The organism is Nocardia sp. NPDC023852 (genome assembly GCF_040639505.1).
In the GTDB taxonomy this organism is placed as follows: Bacteria; Actinomycetota; Actinomycetes; order Mycobacteriales; family Mycobacteriaceae; genus Nocardia.
The window spans coordinates 1-14,700 of record NZ_JBFAAB010000022.1 but is presented as its reverse complement, the minus strand read 5'-3'; the positions used below and the strand labels follow the sequence as shown (position 1 = coordinate 14,700).

Annotated in this window: 18 protein-coding genes and 1 pseudogene; 12 read left to right on the top strand and 7 right to left on the bottom strand. The window is 65.0% G+C overall.

Going from position 1 to position 14,700, the window contains the following annotated elements:
- The first annotated feature begins 58 nt into the window (after window positions 1-58).
- Window positions 59-466: a hypothetical protein gene (locus tag AB0H00_RS24590; protein ID WP_357270393.1), complete on the top strand. Its 408-nt coding sequence runs from the start codon at window positions 59-61 to the stop codon at window positions 464-466.
- An 85-nt stretch (window positions 467-551) separates the two neighbouring features.
- Here the strand turns inward: AB0H00_RS24590 and AB0H00_RS24585 are convergent, their stop codons facing one another.
- Both AB0H00_RS24585 and AB0H00_RS24580 read right to left on the bottom strand, forming a co-directional pair.
- A complete protein-coding gene (locus AB0H00_RS24585) occupies window positions 552-878 on the bottom strand; it encodes a hypothetical protein (RefSeq protein ID WP_357270390.1) in 327 nt (108 codons plus the stop codon).
- 346 nt (window positions 879-1,224) lie between these two features.
- Window positions 1,225-1,983: a TetR family transcriptional regulator gene (locus AB0H00_RS24580; RefSeq protein ID WP_357270387.1), complete on the bottom strand. Its 759-nt coding sequence runs from the start codon at window positions 1,981-1,983 to the stop codon at window positions 1,225-1,227.
- Between the two features lie 93 nt (window positions 1,984-2,076).
- Here AB0H00_RS24580 and AB0H00_RS24575 point away from each other — a divergent pair, with 93 nt between their 5' ends.
- The 5 genes and pseudogenes from AB0H00_RS24575 to AB0H00_RS24555 all read left to right on the top strand — a co-directional run bounded on the left by AB0H00_RS24575 (window position 2,077) and on the right by AB0H00_RS24555 (window position 5,438).
- Window positions 2,077-2,982, top strand: coding sequence for an alpha/beta fold hydrolase (locus AB0H00_RS24575; protein WP_357270384.1), 906 nt, complete (start codon window positions 2,077-2,079; stop codon window positions 2,980-2,982).
- Window positions 2,983-3,084: 102 nt separating this feature from the next.
- A pseudogene (locus tag AB0H00_RS24570) lies at window positions 3,085-3,225 on the top strand (hypothetical protein); the annotation flags it as partial.
- A gap of 54 nt (window positions 3,226-3,279) precedes the next feature.
- Window positions 3,280-3,513: a sigma factor-like helix-turn-helix DNA-binding protein gene (locus tag AB0H00_RS24565; RefSeq protein WP_357270607.1), complete on the top strand. Its 234-nt coding sequence runs from the start codon at window positions 3,280-3,282 to the stop codon at window positions 3,511-3,513.
- Window positions 3,510-3,764 (top strand): hypothetical protein, encoded by a 255-nt coding sequence (locus AB0H00_RS24560; protein ID WP_357270381.1) that lies wholly within the window; start codon window positions 3,510-3,512, stop codon window positions 3,762-3,764. The genes AB0H00_RS24565 and AB0H00_RS24560 overlap by 4 nt, the downstream gene beginning before the upstream one ends.
- A gap of 117 nt (window positions 3,765-3,881) precedes the next feature.
- Entirely contained in the window at window positions 3,882-5,438 is a 1,557-nt protein-coding gene (locus AB0H00_RS24555; protein WP_357270378.1) for a MerR family transcriptional regulator, read from the top strand.
- A gap of 48 nt (window positions 5,439-5,486) precedes the next feature.
- Here AB0H00_RS24555 and AB0H00_RS24550 read toward each other — a convergent pair whose 3' ends face one another.
- Window positions 5,487-6,764, bottom strand: coding sequence for a TIGR03118 family protein (locus AB0H00_RS24550; protein WP_357270605.1), 1,278 nt, complete (start codon window positions 6,762-6,764; stop codon window positions 5,487-5,489).
- A 200-nt stretch (window positions 6,765-6,964) separates the two neighbouring features.
- Here AB0H00_RS24550 and AB0H00_RS24545 point away from each other — a divergent pair, with 200 nt between their 5' ends.
- A complete protein-coding gene (locus AB0H00_RS24545; protein ID WP_357270376.1) occupies window positions 6,965-7,462 on the top strand; it encodes a peroxynitrite isomerase in 498 nt (165 codons plus the stop codon).
- 135 nt (window positions 7,463-7,597) lie between these two features.
- Here the strand turns inward: AB0H00_RS24545 and AB0H00_RS24540 are convergent, their stop codons facing one another.
- The 4 genes from AB0H00_RS24540 to AB0H00_RS24525 all read right to left on the bottom strand — a co-directional run bounded on the left by AB0H00_RS24540 (window position 7,598) and on the right by AB0H00_RS24525 (window position 11,216).
- Entirely contained in the window at window positions 7,598-9,604 is a 2,007-nt protein-coding gene (locus tag AB0H00_RS24540) for a polyprenyl synthetase family protein (RefSeq protein WP_357270373.1), read from the bottom strand.
- A gap of 107 nt (window positions 9,605-9,711) precedes the next feature.
- Window positions 9,712-10,239 carry a hypothetical protein gene (locus AB0H00_RS24535; protein ID WP_357270370.1) on the bottom strand — a complete coding sequence of 176 codons (528 nt, stop codon included), beginning with the start codon at window positions 10,237-10,239 and terminating at the stop codon, window positions 9,712-9,714.
- Window positions 10,240-10,329: 90 nt separating this feature from the next.
- Window positions 10,330-10,758 carry a DUF4254 domain-containing protein gene (locus tag AB0H00_RS24530; RefSeq protein ID WP_357270367.1) on the bottom strand — a complete coding sequence of 143 codons (429 nt, stop codon included), beginning with the start codon at window positions 10,756-10,758 and terminating at the stop codon, window positions 10,330-10,332.
- Window positions 10,755-11,216 (bottom strand): DNA-directed RNA polymerase subunit beta, encoded by a 462-nt coding sequence (locus AB0H00_RS24525; RefSeq protein WP_357270364.1) that lies wholly within the window; start codon window positions 11,214-11,216, stop codon window positions 10,755-10,757. Before AB0H00_RS24525 ends, AB0H00_RS24530 begins: the two co-directional genes overlap by 4 nt.
- 250 nt (window positions 11,217-11,466) lie before the next feature.
- On the opposite strand from AB0H00_RS24525, the gene AB0H00_RS24520 reads away from it, so the two are divergent.
- The 5 genes from AB0H00_RS24520 to AB0H00_RS24500 all read left to right on the top strand — a co-directional run.
- Entirely contained in the window at window positions 11,467-12,348 is an 882-nt protein-coding gene (locus AB0H00_RS24520) for a helix-turn-helix transcriptional regulator (RefSeq protein WP_357270361.1), read from the top strand.
- The gene (locus tag AB0H00_RS24515) at window positions 12,345-12,551 is read left to right on the top strand and encodes a DUF397 domain-containing protein (protein WP_357270357.1); all 207 of its coding nucleotides are present in this window, start codon (window positions 12,345-12,347) and stop codon (window positions 12,549-12,551) included. The genes AB0H00_RS24520 and AB0H00_RS24515 overlap by 4 nt, the downstream gene beginning before the upstream one ends.
- 234 nt (window positions 12,552-12,785) lie before the next feature.
- The gene (locus AB0H00_RS24510) at window positions 12,786-13,343 is read left to right on the top strand and encodes a DUF3558 domain-containing protein (protein ID WP_357270355.1); all 558 of its coding nucleotides are present in this window, start codon (window positions 12,786-12,788) and stop codon (window positions 13,341-13,343) included.
- Window positions 13,344-13,382: 39 nt separating this feature from the next.
- A complete protein-coding gene (locus AB0H00_RS24505) occupies window positions 13,383-13,856 on the top strand; it encodes a hypothetical protein (RefSeq protein WP_357270352.1) in 474 nt (157 codons plus the stop codon).
- A partial coding sequence (locus tag AB0H00_RS24500) for a hypothetical protein (protein WP_357270349.1) occupies window positions 13,853-14,700 on the top strand: 848 nt, incomplete at its 3' end. The genes AB0H00_RS24505 and AB0H00_RS24500, both read left to right, overlap by 4 nt.

Here is a 14,700-nt window from a genome sequence, read left to right as displayed (position 1 = left end):
CCACCAACGATCCGTTCAATCGAACTTCACCACAACAGATTCGAAGGAGAACACCACCATGTCGATCACCCTTACCAACCAGGACCAGGCCACCCTGCGGACCGCCGCGTACGGCGCCGTGTCGCTGATGGCCGCCGCCGATGCCACCGGCAAGCCGCACAAGGTCGCCACGAACGGCTCCCTCGCGTTGTCCTCCGCGACCGGCCTGGTCGGGCACGTCCTCGCCGCGAAGTCCAAGGACATCGAACTGAAGGGCAAGACTGTCGCCGAGCTCGCCGATCACGTGCTTCCGGCGCTGACCGCCACCATGAGCCTGCTCGAGAAGCAGGATCCGGCCGAAGCCGACAACTTCCGCAGCACCGTCCTCGTCGCCATCGACGCAGCCACCCGGACCCACCACGGTGAGCCCAGCCCCACCCTGGCCGAGATGACCCGCAAGATCACCACAGCCCTCAACGCCGCTTGAGGGGATGCCGACCCGCGCTGCCATGAAGCGCGGGCCCGCTGGCCGCTATGTCGGGTACATCAGACGCGGTCAGCGCCTTGGTTTCTCATTGCTGGAAGCTGCCGCCGCCGGGAAGCTTCTTGAAGTCGACAGTGGTGCCATAAGCAGCGCCCTTGGCGCCTGGCGCCACGGTGCCCGCGGCGTTTCCGGTGCAGTTGTCGGACTGGTAGATGTACGCGGTGCGGTTGCTGGTGTAATTCTCCACGGTGATGTCCATCGGGCCGACCTTGATGCATCCGTTGAGGTCACCGTACTTGTCCTGGTAAACGAGGCCGTTGATGATCGCGATCTCGTCGGTGGCCGCGGTGGTAACGGGTGCCAGAGCGGTGAGGGTTGCCGCAACGATCCCGGCTGCGATGGCGAATGTCTTCATGTTCGATCCCTTCGGGTGATGGGTCGTCCCCGCCCATAGTGCGACTCACTGTCCCAGGTGCGCGAGGACTTGGGCACGGCGAAATCTATTCGATCATGTCGTACACGAAAATTCTTGCTGGACAATCTATTCAGAAGAAATTTAACTTGCGGCTAAGACTGTGTCTCACGTGGGTGTGGTTCATTTCGGCTGCGTCGGATCCCGCTGGTCTGCCGACATGTGCGGCGGGCTGGGCCCAGCAAGCGTCCCGCTTGATCAATCGCTTGTTCCAGCGCGGCGGATCCGGCAGGGCTGAAGACCGCTCCACCTGACGTTTGAAATGCCAATTGATTTCAAAATCAATGTCCTATGTTTTGAGACAGCGGTATACGGTGGCGCGTGAGACGCCGAGACGTTCGGCTATCTCCGCCACCTGACGCCCGGCCGCGTACAGGTCGCGTGCCTGCTCGGACTCCGGTTCGGTCAACGCGGCGGGTCGGCCCCCGCTGCGCCCTCGTGGGCGCCCGCGTGGACGTGGGCTGCTGGTCACCTCGGTGTGCCGGCTGGCGGGAGCGGGGACCTCCTGTGTGGGGTCGGAACGTGTCAGCAGGGCCTTGGCACCGTCGAGGATGAGGCGTTTGAGCCGTTCGGGGGGCACGTTCATGAAGAGCACGACTGGGTCGCTCAGCCCTGCGACGACCTGCGCGGCGCGTACTCGCTCTGCCAGGCTGCGATTCGGCCCGCACACCAGGACGTTGGCCAGGGCCATGGCCGCGCGGAACCGGTCCGCCACCGGCGCCTGGACCAGCAGTGTCATGTCTCTGACCAGCATCAGCAGTGTTTCCCGATGATGCAGGTAGACGTCGATGTAGCCCTCGATGGCGCGCCAGCGCACGGCTTCCGGGTCGCTGGCCGCCTCGGCTTCGGCGAGTGCGCTCTCCAGTTCGTCCAGCAGCGGCAGGGTGAGATGGCGGAGGAGTTCGTCCTTGGACGCGAAGTGGTAGTAGAGCGCCGCTTTGGTGATGCCGACCTGATCCGCGATGGCCTGCATGGACGTGGCGCGGTAACCGCGTGCGGCGAACAGTGCGCGTGAGGCCGCCAGGATCCGCTGCGGGGTTGCGCTCATATGACTCCTCGATGCGTCGGCACGCCCACTTAACGCCGGTCTAGTTTTCGTCTAGCCTGCTTACCATCGGTAAGTCTAGAGGATGGGAGAGCCGTGAACGAGCGGATCAAGGTAGCCTTCGAGTCAGGTGGCACCACCTGCGCGGGATACCTCTACCTGCCACCCGCGCCGGACGGGCAGTTGCCCTGTGTCGTGCTGTGCCATGGGTTCAGCGGGACGATGGACCGGCTGTTCCCGCACGCCGAGCGGTTCGCCGCCGAGGGCATGGCGGCCCTCGTGTTCGACTATCGCGGCTTCGGGGAGAGCGCCGGCGAACCGCGCCAGCTCGCCGGCATCGACGGCCAGCAGGAGGACCTGCGGGCCGCCATCGCGTTCGCCCGCAACAACGAGCACGTCGACCCCGGCGCCGTGATGCTGTGGGGCAACTCGCTCGGCGGGGCCCACGTCATCTCCGTCGCCGCCGGCGACCCGGACATCGTCGCGGTGGTGGCACAGATCCCGTTCAACGGGTTCCCCAAGCGCGTGGAGGGACGCTCGACGTGGCAGACGTTACGGCTGCTGGGGGCCATCGGCTGGGACGCGCTGCGCGGCAAGCTCGGCCTGCGGCCGTACTACATACCCATGGTCGGCCGACCGGGTGAGCTCGCGGTCGCGGCCACGGTCGAGGCCGAGCAGCACATCCAGACACTCACCGGCGGAGAGGCGACTTCCTTGTGGCGCAACAGCGTCGCTCCACGGGCGTTGTTGAGCATGATGCGCTACCACCCCGACCGGGCCGCCGCCCGCCTGACTATGCCGCTGCTGGTCTGTGTCGCGGCCGACGACCACGAGACGCCCATCGAGACGACCCGGGCGCTGGCGGAGCAGGCCCCGCGCGGGGAGCTACGCAGCTACCCCGGCACGCATTTCACCTTCTACACCGACCCGGCCACACGCGAGCACGCCCTCACCGACCAGACCACCTTCCTACGCCGCTGCCTTCAGCCTCAGCAGAGCTGAGTCACGTCCTTCCGCTCGGCTAACTGCCCTCGCCTTGCGCGCTCATTTGAGCTTCAGGAGCTTCTACCTCGGTTTCACACCTAAACTCGTAAACTCGTCGCGTTTCTGATGTATCAGGGCGCATCATTACCCGAAGCCAGCGATGTTGCGCAGATCGCGATGGTCGAGGCATGGCGGAACTGGTCCGACATCCAGCATCCCCAGGCATGGGTGCGCAAGGTCGCCGGCCGCGCCCTCGTCCGGCGAATTGCGAGTATCGAAAAAACTCCAGATCTTGGCATCGCTGAGCGCTCGGCCTTGATACGGGACGACCTCGAGATAGCAGCGTGGGAGCAACGCCACGACATCCTGCGAGTCCTCAGAGAGCTGCCGCCCCGGCAACGGCAAGTTATGGCGTGGACCCTCGCCGATTACACGCCTACAGAGATCGCCTCGATCCTGCCCCCCTTAACCCCGGAGGCTGTCCGTTCCAGCCTCCGACGAGCCCGGCGGAATCTCGCAATCCGTCTGAAGGCGAGTGAAGAACAATGACCGATCCCACACACGCTGTTGACGAGCGGTTACAGATCCAGCAAGCCACGCTGGAGGCCGCCCTCACCACCGGAGTACTCGACCTCGAAGCTGGGCTCGTGGCCATCGTCCCCGAGTCGCGCCCGCTCGCAAGGGCACAAGAATGGGCGCTGCTGCGCACAACCTCGACTACACAGTCCTTTAAGGGACGGGATGGGACACCGCAGTTTACGAGCTGCCAACGGGCCGATCGGCCCCGCAGCCAGCTCTGAACGAATACGCGGACCTGATCACGATTGATCAAGGGGCTGGTGCCGACGTCGGAATTCACCAGCGACACCACACCGCCGGGTTGACCTCCGACCTGGTTGAGACTCCATGATGGCCAGGTGACGAGTTCGGAGTTCGAAGGGTTGATCACGATCGGCGTGCTCGCACGGGCCAGTGGGCTCACCACGAGCGCGCTGCGGTTCTACGACGACTGCGGTCTGCTGATCCCGGCCCGGGTCGATCCGATCACCGGGTACCGCTACTACCGCGAGGCCCAGCGTGAACGGGCGGCACTCATCCGGCAGTTGCGCGCGATCGACCTACCGCTGGAAACGATCGCGCGGATTCTGTCCGGCGCCCCGGCCGTGGCGCGGCAATTACTCGACCACCATGTGGACGACCTGGCACAACGTGCACGCGAGGCCGCGCGGATCGTCGAGGCAGTCAAAGAGTCGCTCGAAATGAACCCGCACGTGGCGATTTCCGCGACCGCGCTCGCCGAGGCTCTGGAGCAGGTCCGCGCCGCCGCGGCCCGAACGCGGGAGATCCCGGTGCTGGCAGGCGTTCTGGTCGAGGCAGGCGCCAACGCGCTGACGCTCACCGCGACCGACCGCTACCGGCTCTCGACCCGCACCTTGGTGCCGCACCGGCAGCACGGCGGCACATGGTCACTCGTGCTCGACCCGAAAGGACTCGCTGCGGTCACCGCCTGGCTGCGCGACGCGGACGAGATCGTCGCGACTCCGACGGAGCATGCCCTGATTTTGGCTGGGGACGGCGCCGAACATCGTTCCGCCGTCATAGCTGAACCATTCCCCGACCACCGCGCCGTGCTGTCGGCACTCGGGCCGGTGCGCACCAGAGTAGTCGTCGCCCGCCAATCGCTGCTGGAACTGCTCGAAAAGGCCGAAGCGACAGTGCAATTGGTGATCGACCAGACCGGCATCACAGTGTCGGACAGCAGCCACCTGCCCGCCTCTGTCACCGGCTCCCCCATCACCCTCTCGTTCGACCCCCCCCACGCTACTTGCCGCTGTCCACACCGCACTCGGCCCCGACCTGATGCTCGACATCGCCGCCACCGACCGGCCGGTAGTCCTGCGCTCCGCCACCGACGGCGACCTCACCACCCTGGCCATGCCCACCCGGCCCGCCACCGCTCCAGAGGAGAACACGTGACCACTCAGACCGACGACACCATGGCCGCCATCACCCGCGCGGTCGCGCTCGGCCACGAGGGCCGCCCGCACGACGCGCGCGAGGCCCTGCTCACTCTCTGGACTTCGCTCGGCCCCCAAGGCGACCCCCTGCACCGCTGCACCCTGGCCCACTACCTGGCCGACCTGTACGACGACGCGGCCGAGGCGCTCACCTGGGATGTACGGGCGCTGGACGCCGCAGCGGAGCTGTCCGACGACCGCGCCCGCCGCTACGACGGATCGCTGCATGTCGCCGCCTTCTACCCCTCGCTGCATCTCAACCTCGCCGACGACTACCGCAGGCTCAGCTCCTTCACCGCGGCGCAACGCGAGATCGACGCCGCCCGCGCCCGCCTGCACACACTCGGCGACGACGGCTACGGCGCGACCATCCGCACCGCCGTCGAGGAGGTCGCGTCGGCAATCCGCGAGCGGCGCACCGAACCTCGGCCGTCGGCGCCTACGGGAGGCCGATAACGCACAGCGGCCCGCACCGTTGGGTGCGGGCCGATATGTGGAACAGGCTTACTTCGAACGGAACTTGCCGAACAAGCCGTCCTTCTCGTCCTCCGGGCCCGCGGTGAAGTAGAGCGAGTCGGCGTCGCCGAGGCCTTCACCGTTGCCGAACATCAGCGCCCACAGTCCTTCCACCGCGACCGGCTTGCCGTCACCGTCACGCAGGTAGTCGACGAACTTGCCGGTGGCGTCGTCGTAGGCCACCACGTGACCCGCGCCGCCGAAGTTGCCGACCAGCAGTTTGCCGCCGAGTGGACCGAAGTCCTGGGGCGCGAGGGTCACCGCCCACGGCGCGTTCAGGTGCTTGCCGTCGTCCAGGATGCGGACCAGCTTGCCGGTGGCGTCGAACTCGGCGACCTTGCCCTTGTCGGGTTTGCCGTTCGCGTCCTTCTCCTGGTCCTTGTCCAGCGAGTCCTCCTCGCCCGCGTCGAACTTGGTCGCGTCCTTCTCGTCGGGCTTGGTGGCGGCATAGGAGACGAACACGCGATTGCCGACGGTGGAGACGTTGAACGGCGCGGGGTCGCCTGGCTTGGCCTTCTTACCCTTCTCCGGCGCGGCCGCGTCGATCGCGTCGCCGGTGGCGAACGGGTTGGCGAAACCGACGGTCGGGATCAGCTGCCAGTTCCTGTCGAACGTCCGGACCTGCGGATCAGCGCCGAAATCGGCCGCGAGCAGCGTGTCACCGGACGGGGCGAGCGCGATGCCGAAGAACTGCATGCCTTGCGGCTGGCCGTCGAAGACCAGGTTGGCCGGGCCGTCCCGCCGCACGATCTGGCCTTCGAGGCCCTGCTCGGTCCACGCCGAGATCTTGCCGGAATCGGTGGCGAAGATGAACCGCGCCGAGCCGTTCAGCAGCTGCGGTGCGCCGTCCACGTCGACCGGCTGGTCGTGCACGACGAACAGATCGGAGGTGATCGGCGCCGGGTTGAACACCACGCCGGTGGTCTTGCCCGCACTGGCGTCCGAAGTGTCGGCATCCGCGCCGGGGATCGTGACGATCTTCAGCGGGTCCTGGAAAAGCTTCTGCACATGCGGGTCCGAGGACTTTGTGACGTCACCGACGAACTGGAACGACTTGCCGCCCGCCCCGACCCAGAAGTGCCCGCCCGCACCCTTCGGCCGGTCGGCCAGACCCCAGGCGTTCACCATGTCGGGGAAGGTGAACTCCGCGTTGTACTCGGCTTCGTTGGCGGCCAGATTGGTTTGGACGTACTTGTTGCCGTCGAGGCCGGGCACTTCGTCGGCGTTCGAGGTCGAGCAAGCGGCGGCGACCAGCGCCACGCTCAGTACCGACACCCGCAGCAGACCGTTTCTGGCCCGCGACCGCGGTGCACCCCCGCGGCGCAACTCATTCCAGCGTCCGTTCAACTTTTCTGTTCCTTTCCGACCACGCACCACTCTTGGCGATTAGGCGACGCTAACCTTAGCGTGAAGTAATTTCGGGACTAACAGAGCGCCCCGTGAGGTACGGGTTTAGGCTGTTCGCCGTGGTCGAAACCCAATCACCGATAGCTTTGCATCCCGATATCGCCATGCTCGCACCACTGCTCGGTACGTGGCGCGGCAAAGGACAGGGTGAATACCCGACCATTGAGCCATTCGGCTATGTCGAGGAAATCCGATTCGGTCATCTGGGCCGTCCGTTTCTCACCTACCGGCAGAAGACCCGCGCCGGCGACGACGGGCGCCCGATGCACGCCGAAACCGGCTATCTACGCCGGCCGCGGCCCGACCGCGTCGAATTGATCCTCGCCCACCCCACCGGAATCACCGAAATCTGCGAGGGCTCGCTCACCATCGATGGCGACCGTGTGCAGATGGAATTGGACTCCACCAATATCGGCCGCAGCAGCACCGCGAAATTGGTGACCGCACTCGGCCGGACGATCCGCCTGTCCGGCGGCACGATCGACTACACACTACGCATGGCGGCAGTGGGTGAACCGCTCCAGCATCATCTCGCCGCCACCCTGCACCGGGATTGATTCGGCCGCGCAGCCGAGCAGCGGTGGCTACAGCGGGTTGTTCATCTGTTCCGGCTGTCGACGTTGACCGGTGTCCCGCACGACCACCCATTGGTGAATCGCGCGGGACAACCCGCTTTGCCGGCAAAGCGGGACTTACACCCCGGTATGCGCCGGGTCGGCGGCCGGGTGGTAGATCTCCTGCCGCAACCGTTCCAAGTCCGGCGCCGCGGACGCGAAAGGTTGCTTGTACCGAGAGCTCTCCCGCCCTCGCAGCGACCCGTGCGCCAGGCTCTCGTACATCGACGCGTACTTCTTTCCCTGACCCGACAGGCCGGGAAGCACGCGCAAGAGTCCAGGGAGGTAGCGGAGCACCGCGGCGAGCTGGGCGCGTTGCTCGACCACTTGGCACTCGACCTGCTCGATGGCTTCGCGGCGGGTGCACCCGGTCTCGTGAAGGATCATCCTGACCAAGTTGTAGGGGGCGTTGTCAGCGTCGTCCTGATCCAGTGACATCAGGTCGTTCTCCACGAGGTTCACCATGAAGGCGATTTCCTCGAGACGGCGGACCACGGGGTGGCGCCGCAGTTTCGGCGGCAGTTCTCGATCCAAGTACATCTCGCCCACGGCGACAGCGATGTCCAGACCCCCGGTCGACAGCCGCAGCGGCCGGTAGTCCGCCACCGAGGGAATGTAGCCGTTGATGCGATGGTGGGCTTCGCGTTCAGCGGCTTCGAACCATTCTTCGACGCTGTCGAGGAACCGCTCCTGCCAGTCGTTGCTGCGGCCCGCACGCACGCGCGGCCACAACGATGCCCACGCCGTCGGGATGGCGCCGTTCCTCCACGGTTTCTCTGGATCTTGGCGCAGTGTGGCCACCAGGCCCCGCCGCAGAGCGGTGACGGCTTGCGGGTCGGTCAGCCGCGGATCGTCGAAAAGGTCATCCCACATGAAAGCCAGCACGGCCATACCGTGGAAGGTCTGTTCACGCGTCGCGTCCGCCGGGGGCAGCGAACCCTGCGTCGCGACATGGAGCACTCCTGCCCACCGGTGGTAGTCGGCCTCGGCGGCGGAGGTGGCAAGGCCGGTGTCGAGCATCCAGCTCCTCAACCATCCCCTGACATGCGGTGGGAGCGCATCGGGGACTTGGGGTGGCTGCGCCCGCTGCGGAGAGACCGCGGGGCGGGCAACTCGCCGATCGAGTATGGACTGGGCGTAGGCCGTTATCGCGTGATTCGCGCGCGGGTCGACAGCCAACCCGGCGAGCTGACCGACCGCCTGGTCTATGAATTCATCGGCCACCTTTTGCGCTTCCTGCACGGCGCCGGAGGCGATGACGAGCTCACGGGCACGGGCGGCTTCCTCGGCCGTCATCGCTCTGCGCAGCAAGCGGGCAAGACCGCGGTCGCGGGCGGCCGCGCGGATCACGGGCAGCGTGTAGATCCCCTCAGGCAGATCGGCGTTGACGGGTTTGCCCATTTCTTCGGCGGTCGAGGTCAGATCGAGGATGTCGTCATAGAGCTGGTAGGCCAACCCGAAGTGCCGGCCGAACCGCGCCAACGCCTCCTCGTGATCCTCGGATCGCCCGGCCTGCATGGCGCCGAGCCGGCATGCCAGCGACAGCAGTGCCGCGGTCTTACCGTCGATCGAGTCCAGATAAGCCTGCTCGCTGCGGGACACCTCGTAGAGGTCGGCAGCCTCCATCACCACGCCGGCACACATCTGCTTGCTTGCGACAATCGACGCCAGAGCTTCGCGCTGGCCGAGTTCGACCAGCAGATGTGTGCCCTCCATGGTCACCGAGTCCCCACCCAGCACAGCCATGTGCGAACCCCACACGGCATTCGCGCTGGGACGGCCCCGACGCTCATACGCGTGATCGATGACATCATCGTGATAGAGCGAACCCAGATGCAGCAATTCCACCGCGGCGGCGGCCTGCACCACCCGGTCGTCGGCCGGCACCGAAGGATCAGTGAGCAGGTAATACGACAGCAACGTCAACGTGGGCCGGACAAGACGCCGCGACGTATCCGTGCCCTGGTCGGTGAGCGGGGTCAACTCCGGCCTGCCCCGGAACCGGACAGGCCCGATAACATCGCGGACGCGGTCCAAGTCCGTCTCCAAATACGGGAAAACGGCAGAATCGATTTCACTGGGCACGCGCACGCTCCTGACTGGGTACATCGGTCATCCACAACCGTAATCAAAGGAATTCGACCACCCCGCGCGAAAATTATTGGTGCAACTCGTTTTTGACCTCTCGATGCTCAGAGACCTCGGGGATGATCGGAAAGCCAAGGCGCGTGCCGGTGCTCGAGCGTGTCACGTTCAGCGGTAGTGGGCAGCAAAACATCCGCGCCACCGTCGTAGGGGTGGTGAATCCGCTCCAAACCCAGACCAGCGATCATGACTCCTGCGGTGGCGTCGTCGGCGACGGCACGCAGAAGTTCGTCTACAGCGCCGCGCCGCCAGGGGATCTGGCTGACGAACAGGTGGGTGCAGGAGATCAACTCAGCGTCGGTCTCGGTGGGGTTCTCGCAGACAGACGTCCAGTAGCGGGCACCGGGATGCCACCGTGCGTGGTCATCCGGCCGCGCGCCTGGCTCAGCATGGTCGGACCAGTCGCAGGTGATGAGGTAGACCTCCTGTCCGATGAACAACTCGTCCAGGACCGTGTTGTACCGGTCGAGGACGATGCCGTACTCGTCAGCAGTTCCTGGATAGCGCTTCGAGCCAGGCAGGCTATGGAACCGCACCCACCGATCCGGATAGGCATGCTTCAACTCATCAGCCAACGGGGGACACAGCGGCCACCGTCGTTGCCAGAGCTCCAACAGATCTCGACTACACACCCGGTCACAATATCCACGGGTTGAACGGCAAGTTCAGAGCGCGTTCGGCAGCCGACGACGCCCCGTCGCGAGTTCGGTGACCAGATCCTCATAGGCGACGGCCGACTCCGCCAGGCGCTCCCATGCGAACCACAGGTCCCATTCCGCGTCGTCGGCCAAGGCCGCGTACGCGCGGGCGCTGAGCCGGGCGAGGCGGTCGATCACCGCGCCCAGAGATTCGGTGTGCAGGTAGGCGCCACCGTGTGCGGGTGGCAGCCGCGCCTCGGCCCAACGGTCGATGTCCCGGACCAGGTGAGCGCGCTGCTCCTCGAGGTCGGCGACAACCGCGGGGACCGCGCCGAGACTGCGTGCGTGCAGGGCGGCGAGTGCGCGCGCCCGGCGCAGCACCGGATGATCCGGCAGCGGGTTCCCGTCTCGGCAGGCGTGCAGCAATTGGCTTCTCGTCGGCAGACCATCGTTCACCGCGCGCCCCTCCGGCCTGCGCAGGTCAACACGCAATCCACGATCACCGCGCCGGATGGACGGAACGTGTCGCGCGGCGCCACCACCCACTGCCTGAACCCGCCGCTCGCTTCGGCGGGCGAAGGCAGCGCGATCTCGCCACCGAAAGGCACGATGGAGACGTCGAGCCGGAACAAGGCCGAGAACAACCGCATATCGTTGGGTACATCGGGTCTGCATAGGAAAGTCCATCTCCGAGAACGGATATGGGCGACCACCGGACCCTGCGGATGCCCACGGAAGACCAGGTCATCACGCACCCGCTGCCCCAACCCGCCGGGCATCGTGATCCCGCCGACCACTCCCGCTTTTACAACGATCCGGCCGACCTCCGGGTCTATTCCGGCCGGTAGCCCACAGGTGCGCCGGTAATAGGCGCAGCGGGAGGCAGGCGTATCCGCGAATGCCGCATGATCCATTCGCCATCCTCGATTCACATCGTCCGGTAAGCGACAACGCCCGGCGCTGGACCTGGAACCGTTGTCGCGGTTAAGGTTTCAGGACTTCTTCGATTCGGACCGGGGCGCGTTCAGTAGAGCACCGGGTATTGCTGGGCGGGACATTCTCAGTTGTGGAATCCGGCGAAAATCGCCCAGGTTCCAAGGCACCCCGCCAAAACGTTCCAGTTTGATACCTGGCCAATAGTTTGGCTACGAAAGGGAATTCGTCGTGACTCCAACCGGATCCACCCTCCCCCGCCGCATGCTGGGCCGACAGCTGCGCGAGCTGCGGGTCAACTCGGGCGTCAGCGCCGAGGTCGCCCGCGAGGCGATCGGTGTGGGAAAACAGACCCTGTGGCGGATGGAGACCGGGCAGCCGGTCCGGCTGAATCCGCTGTTCATCGAGCGGTTGTGCAAGGTGTATGGCGCGTCGGAGGAACGGACCGCCGTGCTGCTCAGACTGACCGAGGAGACCAAGCACACGGGGTGGTGGTACTCCTTCGACGACGCTATCCCCAAAGGGTTCAGCTACTTTGTGGGATTGGAAGCGGCCGCCCGTCGCGTCTCCTCCTACCAAACAACGCTTCTGCCCGGGCTATTGCAGACCAACGAATACCGGCGAGCACTGATTTGGGTCGACTACCCCACCATGCCAGGGCATGAGGTCGAACGACGTATCGAAGTGTTCACTCGCCGAAAGGCCCGCTTGGACAGCGGCTCGGATCGACTGCATCTCGATGCGGTCCTCGATGAGTCGGCTCTTCGCAGACCGATCGGTGGCCCATCAGTCATGGCGCATCAGCTTGATCATATTGCGAAAGTGGTTGAGCGACCGAATATTTCGGTGCGAGTGATTCCGCTCGAGTCGGAGGCATACCCGGGCCTGCGTGTCGGGCCGTTCGTGATGCTCGAGTTCCCCACACACCCAACCGCACATCTCACCGAGCCGCCGATCGTATACATGCAGGGCTTCACTGGAGACCTGTATCTTGAGAATGTCGAGGAGGTTCAGGCGTATCGGCAGGCGTACGCCGACATCCAACGATCGGCACTTGATGAGGCCCGCAGCCGAGCTCTCCTCCACAAGATCGCAAAGGAGCACGCCGAATGAACCTCAAACTATCCAATGCCACATGGTTCAAGAGCAGCTACAGCAGCTCGGAAAAGGAGTGTGTCGAGGTCGCGTTCCTGGACAGCGGCTTCGTGGGTGTTCGGGACTCGAAAAACCCCACCGGCCCGGCCCTCGTATTCACCCCGAACGAGTGGGACTCGTTCACAACTCGCCTAACCAGGGGCGAACTCGACCTGCCGTAGTCCTGACCAAGCCCTCCGCCGCAGCCCCCGGACCCGCCTTCGCTGGAGGTTCCGGGGTGCTCACTCAGCCCGGCGGCTTCGTGACGGTTGACCTGCATGTCAGGTCGCTTGCACCCGAGGAAACCCACCGGTAGCGTCGACATTCGCTAAACAGGGGGCGGAAGAGCCGGTCCGGTCCCTGGCGAGGTCGACTACAGGAACGGGCGGGGGAATCCCATGACAAGCAGATCCCATATGCGCCAACTGGTATTTCTCGCTATCAGTGCAGCATTGGCGCTGGCTGGGTGTTCAAGTTCCGACGCCGGCGGCGACCAACCGACCGGGCCGAACGGTGCATCCTCAACAGGGAGCCTCCCCCCAGACGTGCCTTCCGGCTACCGTCCGTGTGACGACGTCCCCAAGAGTGTGCTGGACTCCGAAAAACTGCTCGACAAGACACCCGATGACTCCGACGCCGCTGGTGGAGTGAAATGGCGTGGATGTATGTGGGTTCAGACCGACGGGTACGCGGCCACTATCCAGTCTACGAACATCAGCGTGGACATGGTTCGGAAGAAAAGCTTCCGCGATGCCCACGAGTTCACGATCAGTGGCCGTCAGTCGATCTCGACACGGCAGGTCGACGATCATCCGGAGGCGGCTTGCACTGTGAACGCCGAGATGAAAGGCGGCAGCCTCGAGATCAACCTCTCCAATCCGGCGTCGAACCGCAATACCGGCTCCCTCAATACTTGCGACCTTGCACGCACGTTGGCAGAGAAGGTCGTGCCGACAATACCTGCGAACGCGTAACCAACTGATCTCAATTGGACTCACCGGGAGGGGTGAATCATGGGTGACGACAAACCAGCTCGGCCAATGGCTAATCTGGTCACAGCAGCACGTGAAGGCAATGTGACGGTCCATATGACTCCAGAGGACTTCGTCTACATCGACCGCGACTGCGAATACTTCAAACGTACGATCCGGCGAATCCAGACAACGATGGACGAGGTGGCGCGACAGCCACACTGGGGACTCGGAGAGAACAATTCCGACATGGTGTCTGCGTACACATTGGTCGACCGGTTCAGGAACAAGGCGAAGGGTGCTGGAGACAACAACAGCGTTTACGCCGTCATGGAAGACCACTACCGCATCGTCGAAGACATCCAAGAGACTTATAAGATCGTCCGGGATCGAATGACTCAGGCGGACAGCGATTTTGCTGCCGAGTACAACCGCTTGAACACCACACTTCCCGATCGCCCACCCGCCCAGCTGCCAGTGGGACCGGCCCTGCTCCCGGACGGGACAGGCAGATGAGCGGATACGAGAACACGCGCATCCCGAACGGCGGCGAGCAGCCCGACAGCTGGGAGCACCCACGTATCAACAACGCGTTCAATCCGCTCGACACCCTCGATGCGGTAAATCAGGCCAGCAAATACTGGAGCGCCCGCAACCAGTGGGAACAGGGCGTCGAGACCTTCGCCCGCTCGATTCAGAATTCGATCGCCCAAGCCTGGTCCGGTCCAGCAGCGGAGCAATCCAAGAATACGATCGCCAAATACACCAGCGACGCACAGAATCTGACCAACTCCCTGGAAGAGCTGTACTGCCGGGTCCGCGACGCCGCCACGGCGATCGCCAATACGAAAAAAGCGCTCCCCGACCCCGTCTTCGTCACCTGGACCTCATGGGCGTGGCCCCCGCACCGCTGGGACCTGCAACGCGACCAGTCCGAGGCCGAGCAGACGGCGCGGGCCGCGATGCGAGACTTCTATGTGAAGCCCTTCAGCGAGATGGACGGCAAGATCCCCGTGCTGCCTACACCGGTGGGTCCCACTGCGTCCGTGGACATTCCGCCGCCTCCGCCGGGCGGCTACCAGGGCGACGACAACGGCGGCGCGCCGACCTCATCCACTCCGAGCAACGGCCCCGACACCACCGATTCCGGCGCCCCAGGTGACAAAGAGGGCAACGGCAAGCCCGACGAGTCGAGCACCGAAGAACAACCCGGCGACCAGCTGACGCATGAGCAACTACCCGCCGCGACGACACCCACTACGCCTACCGGCCTGGACCCCACAGCGACGACTCCGGCCAACACAACGGACCCCACCAAGACCGTGCCGACCAGCACCGGAACCCCGAGCAGCCCGGGCAC

What these genes read in the sequence shown, in the direction of transcription:
- AB0H00_RS24590 (WP_357270393.1), top strand. Translation starts at nt 59, where the DNA reads ATGTCGATCACCCTTACCAACCAGGACCAGGCCACCCTGCGGACCGCC.
- AB0H00_RS24585 (WP_357270390.1), bottom strand. Translation starts at nt 878, where the DNA reads ATGAAGACATTCGCCATCGCAGCCGGGATCGTTGCGGCAACCCTCACC.
- AB0H00_RS24580 (WP_357270387.1), bottom strand. Translation starts at nt 1,983, where the DNA reads ATGAGCGCAACCCCGCAGCGGATCCTGGCGGCCTCACGCGCACTGTTC.
- AB0H00_RS24560 (WP_357270381.1), top strand. Translation starts at nt 3,510, where the DNA reads ATGACCGATCCCACACACGCTGTTGACGAGCGGTTACAGATCCAGCAA.
- AB0H00_RS24525 (WP_357270364.1), bottom strand. Translation starts at nt 11,216, where the DNA reads ATGGATCATGCGGCATTCGCGGATACGCCTGCCTCCCGCTGCGCCTAT.
- AB0H00_RS24515 (WP_357270357.1), top strand. Translation starts at nt 12,345, where the DNA reads ATGAACCTCAAACTATCCAATGCCACATGGTTCAAGAGCAGCTACAGC.
- AB0H00_RS24510 (WP_357270355.1), top strand. Translation starts at nt 12,786, where the DNA reads ATGCGCCAACTGGTATTTCTCGCTATCAGTGCAGCATTGGCGCTGGCT.
- AB0H00_RS24505 (WP_357270352.1), top strand. Translation starts at nt 13,383, where the DNA reads ATGGGTGACGACAAACCAGCTCGGCCAATGGCTAATCTGGTCACAGCA.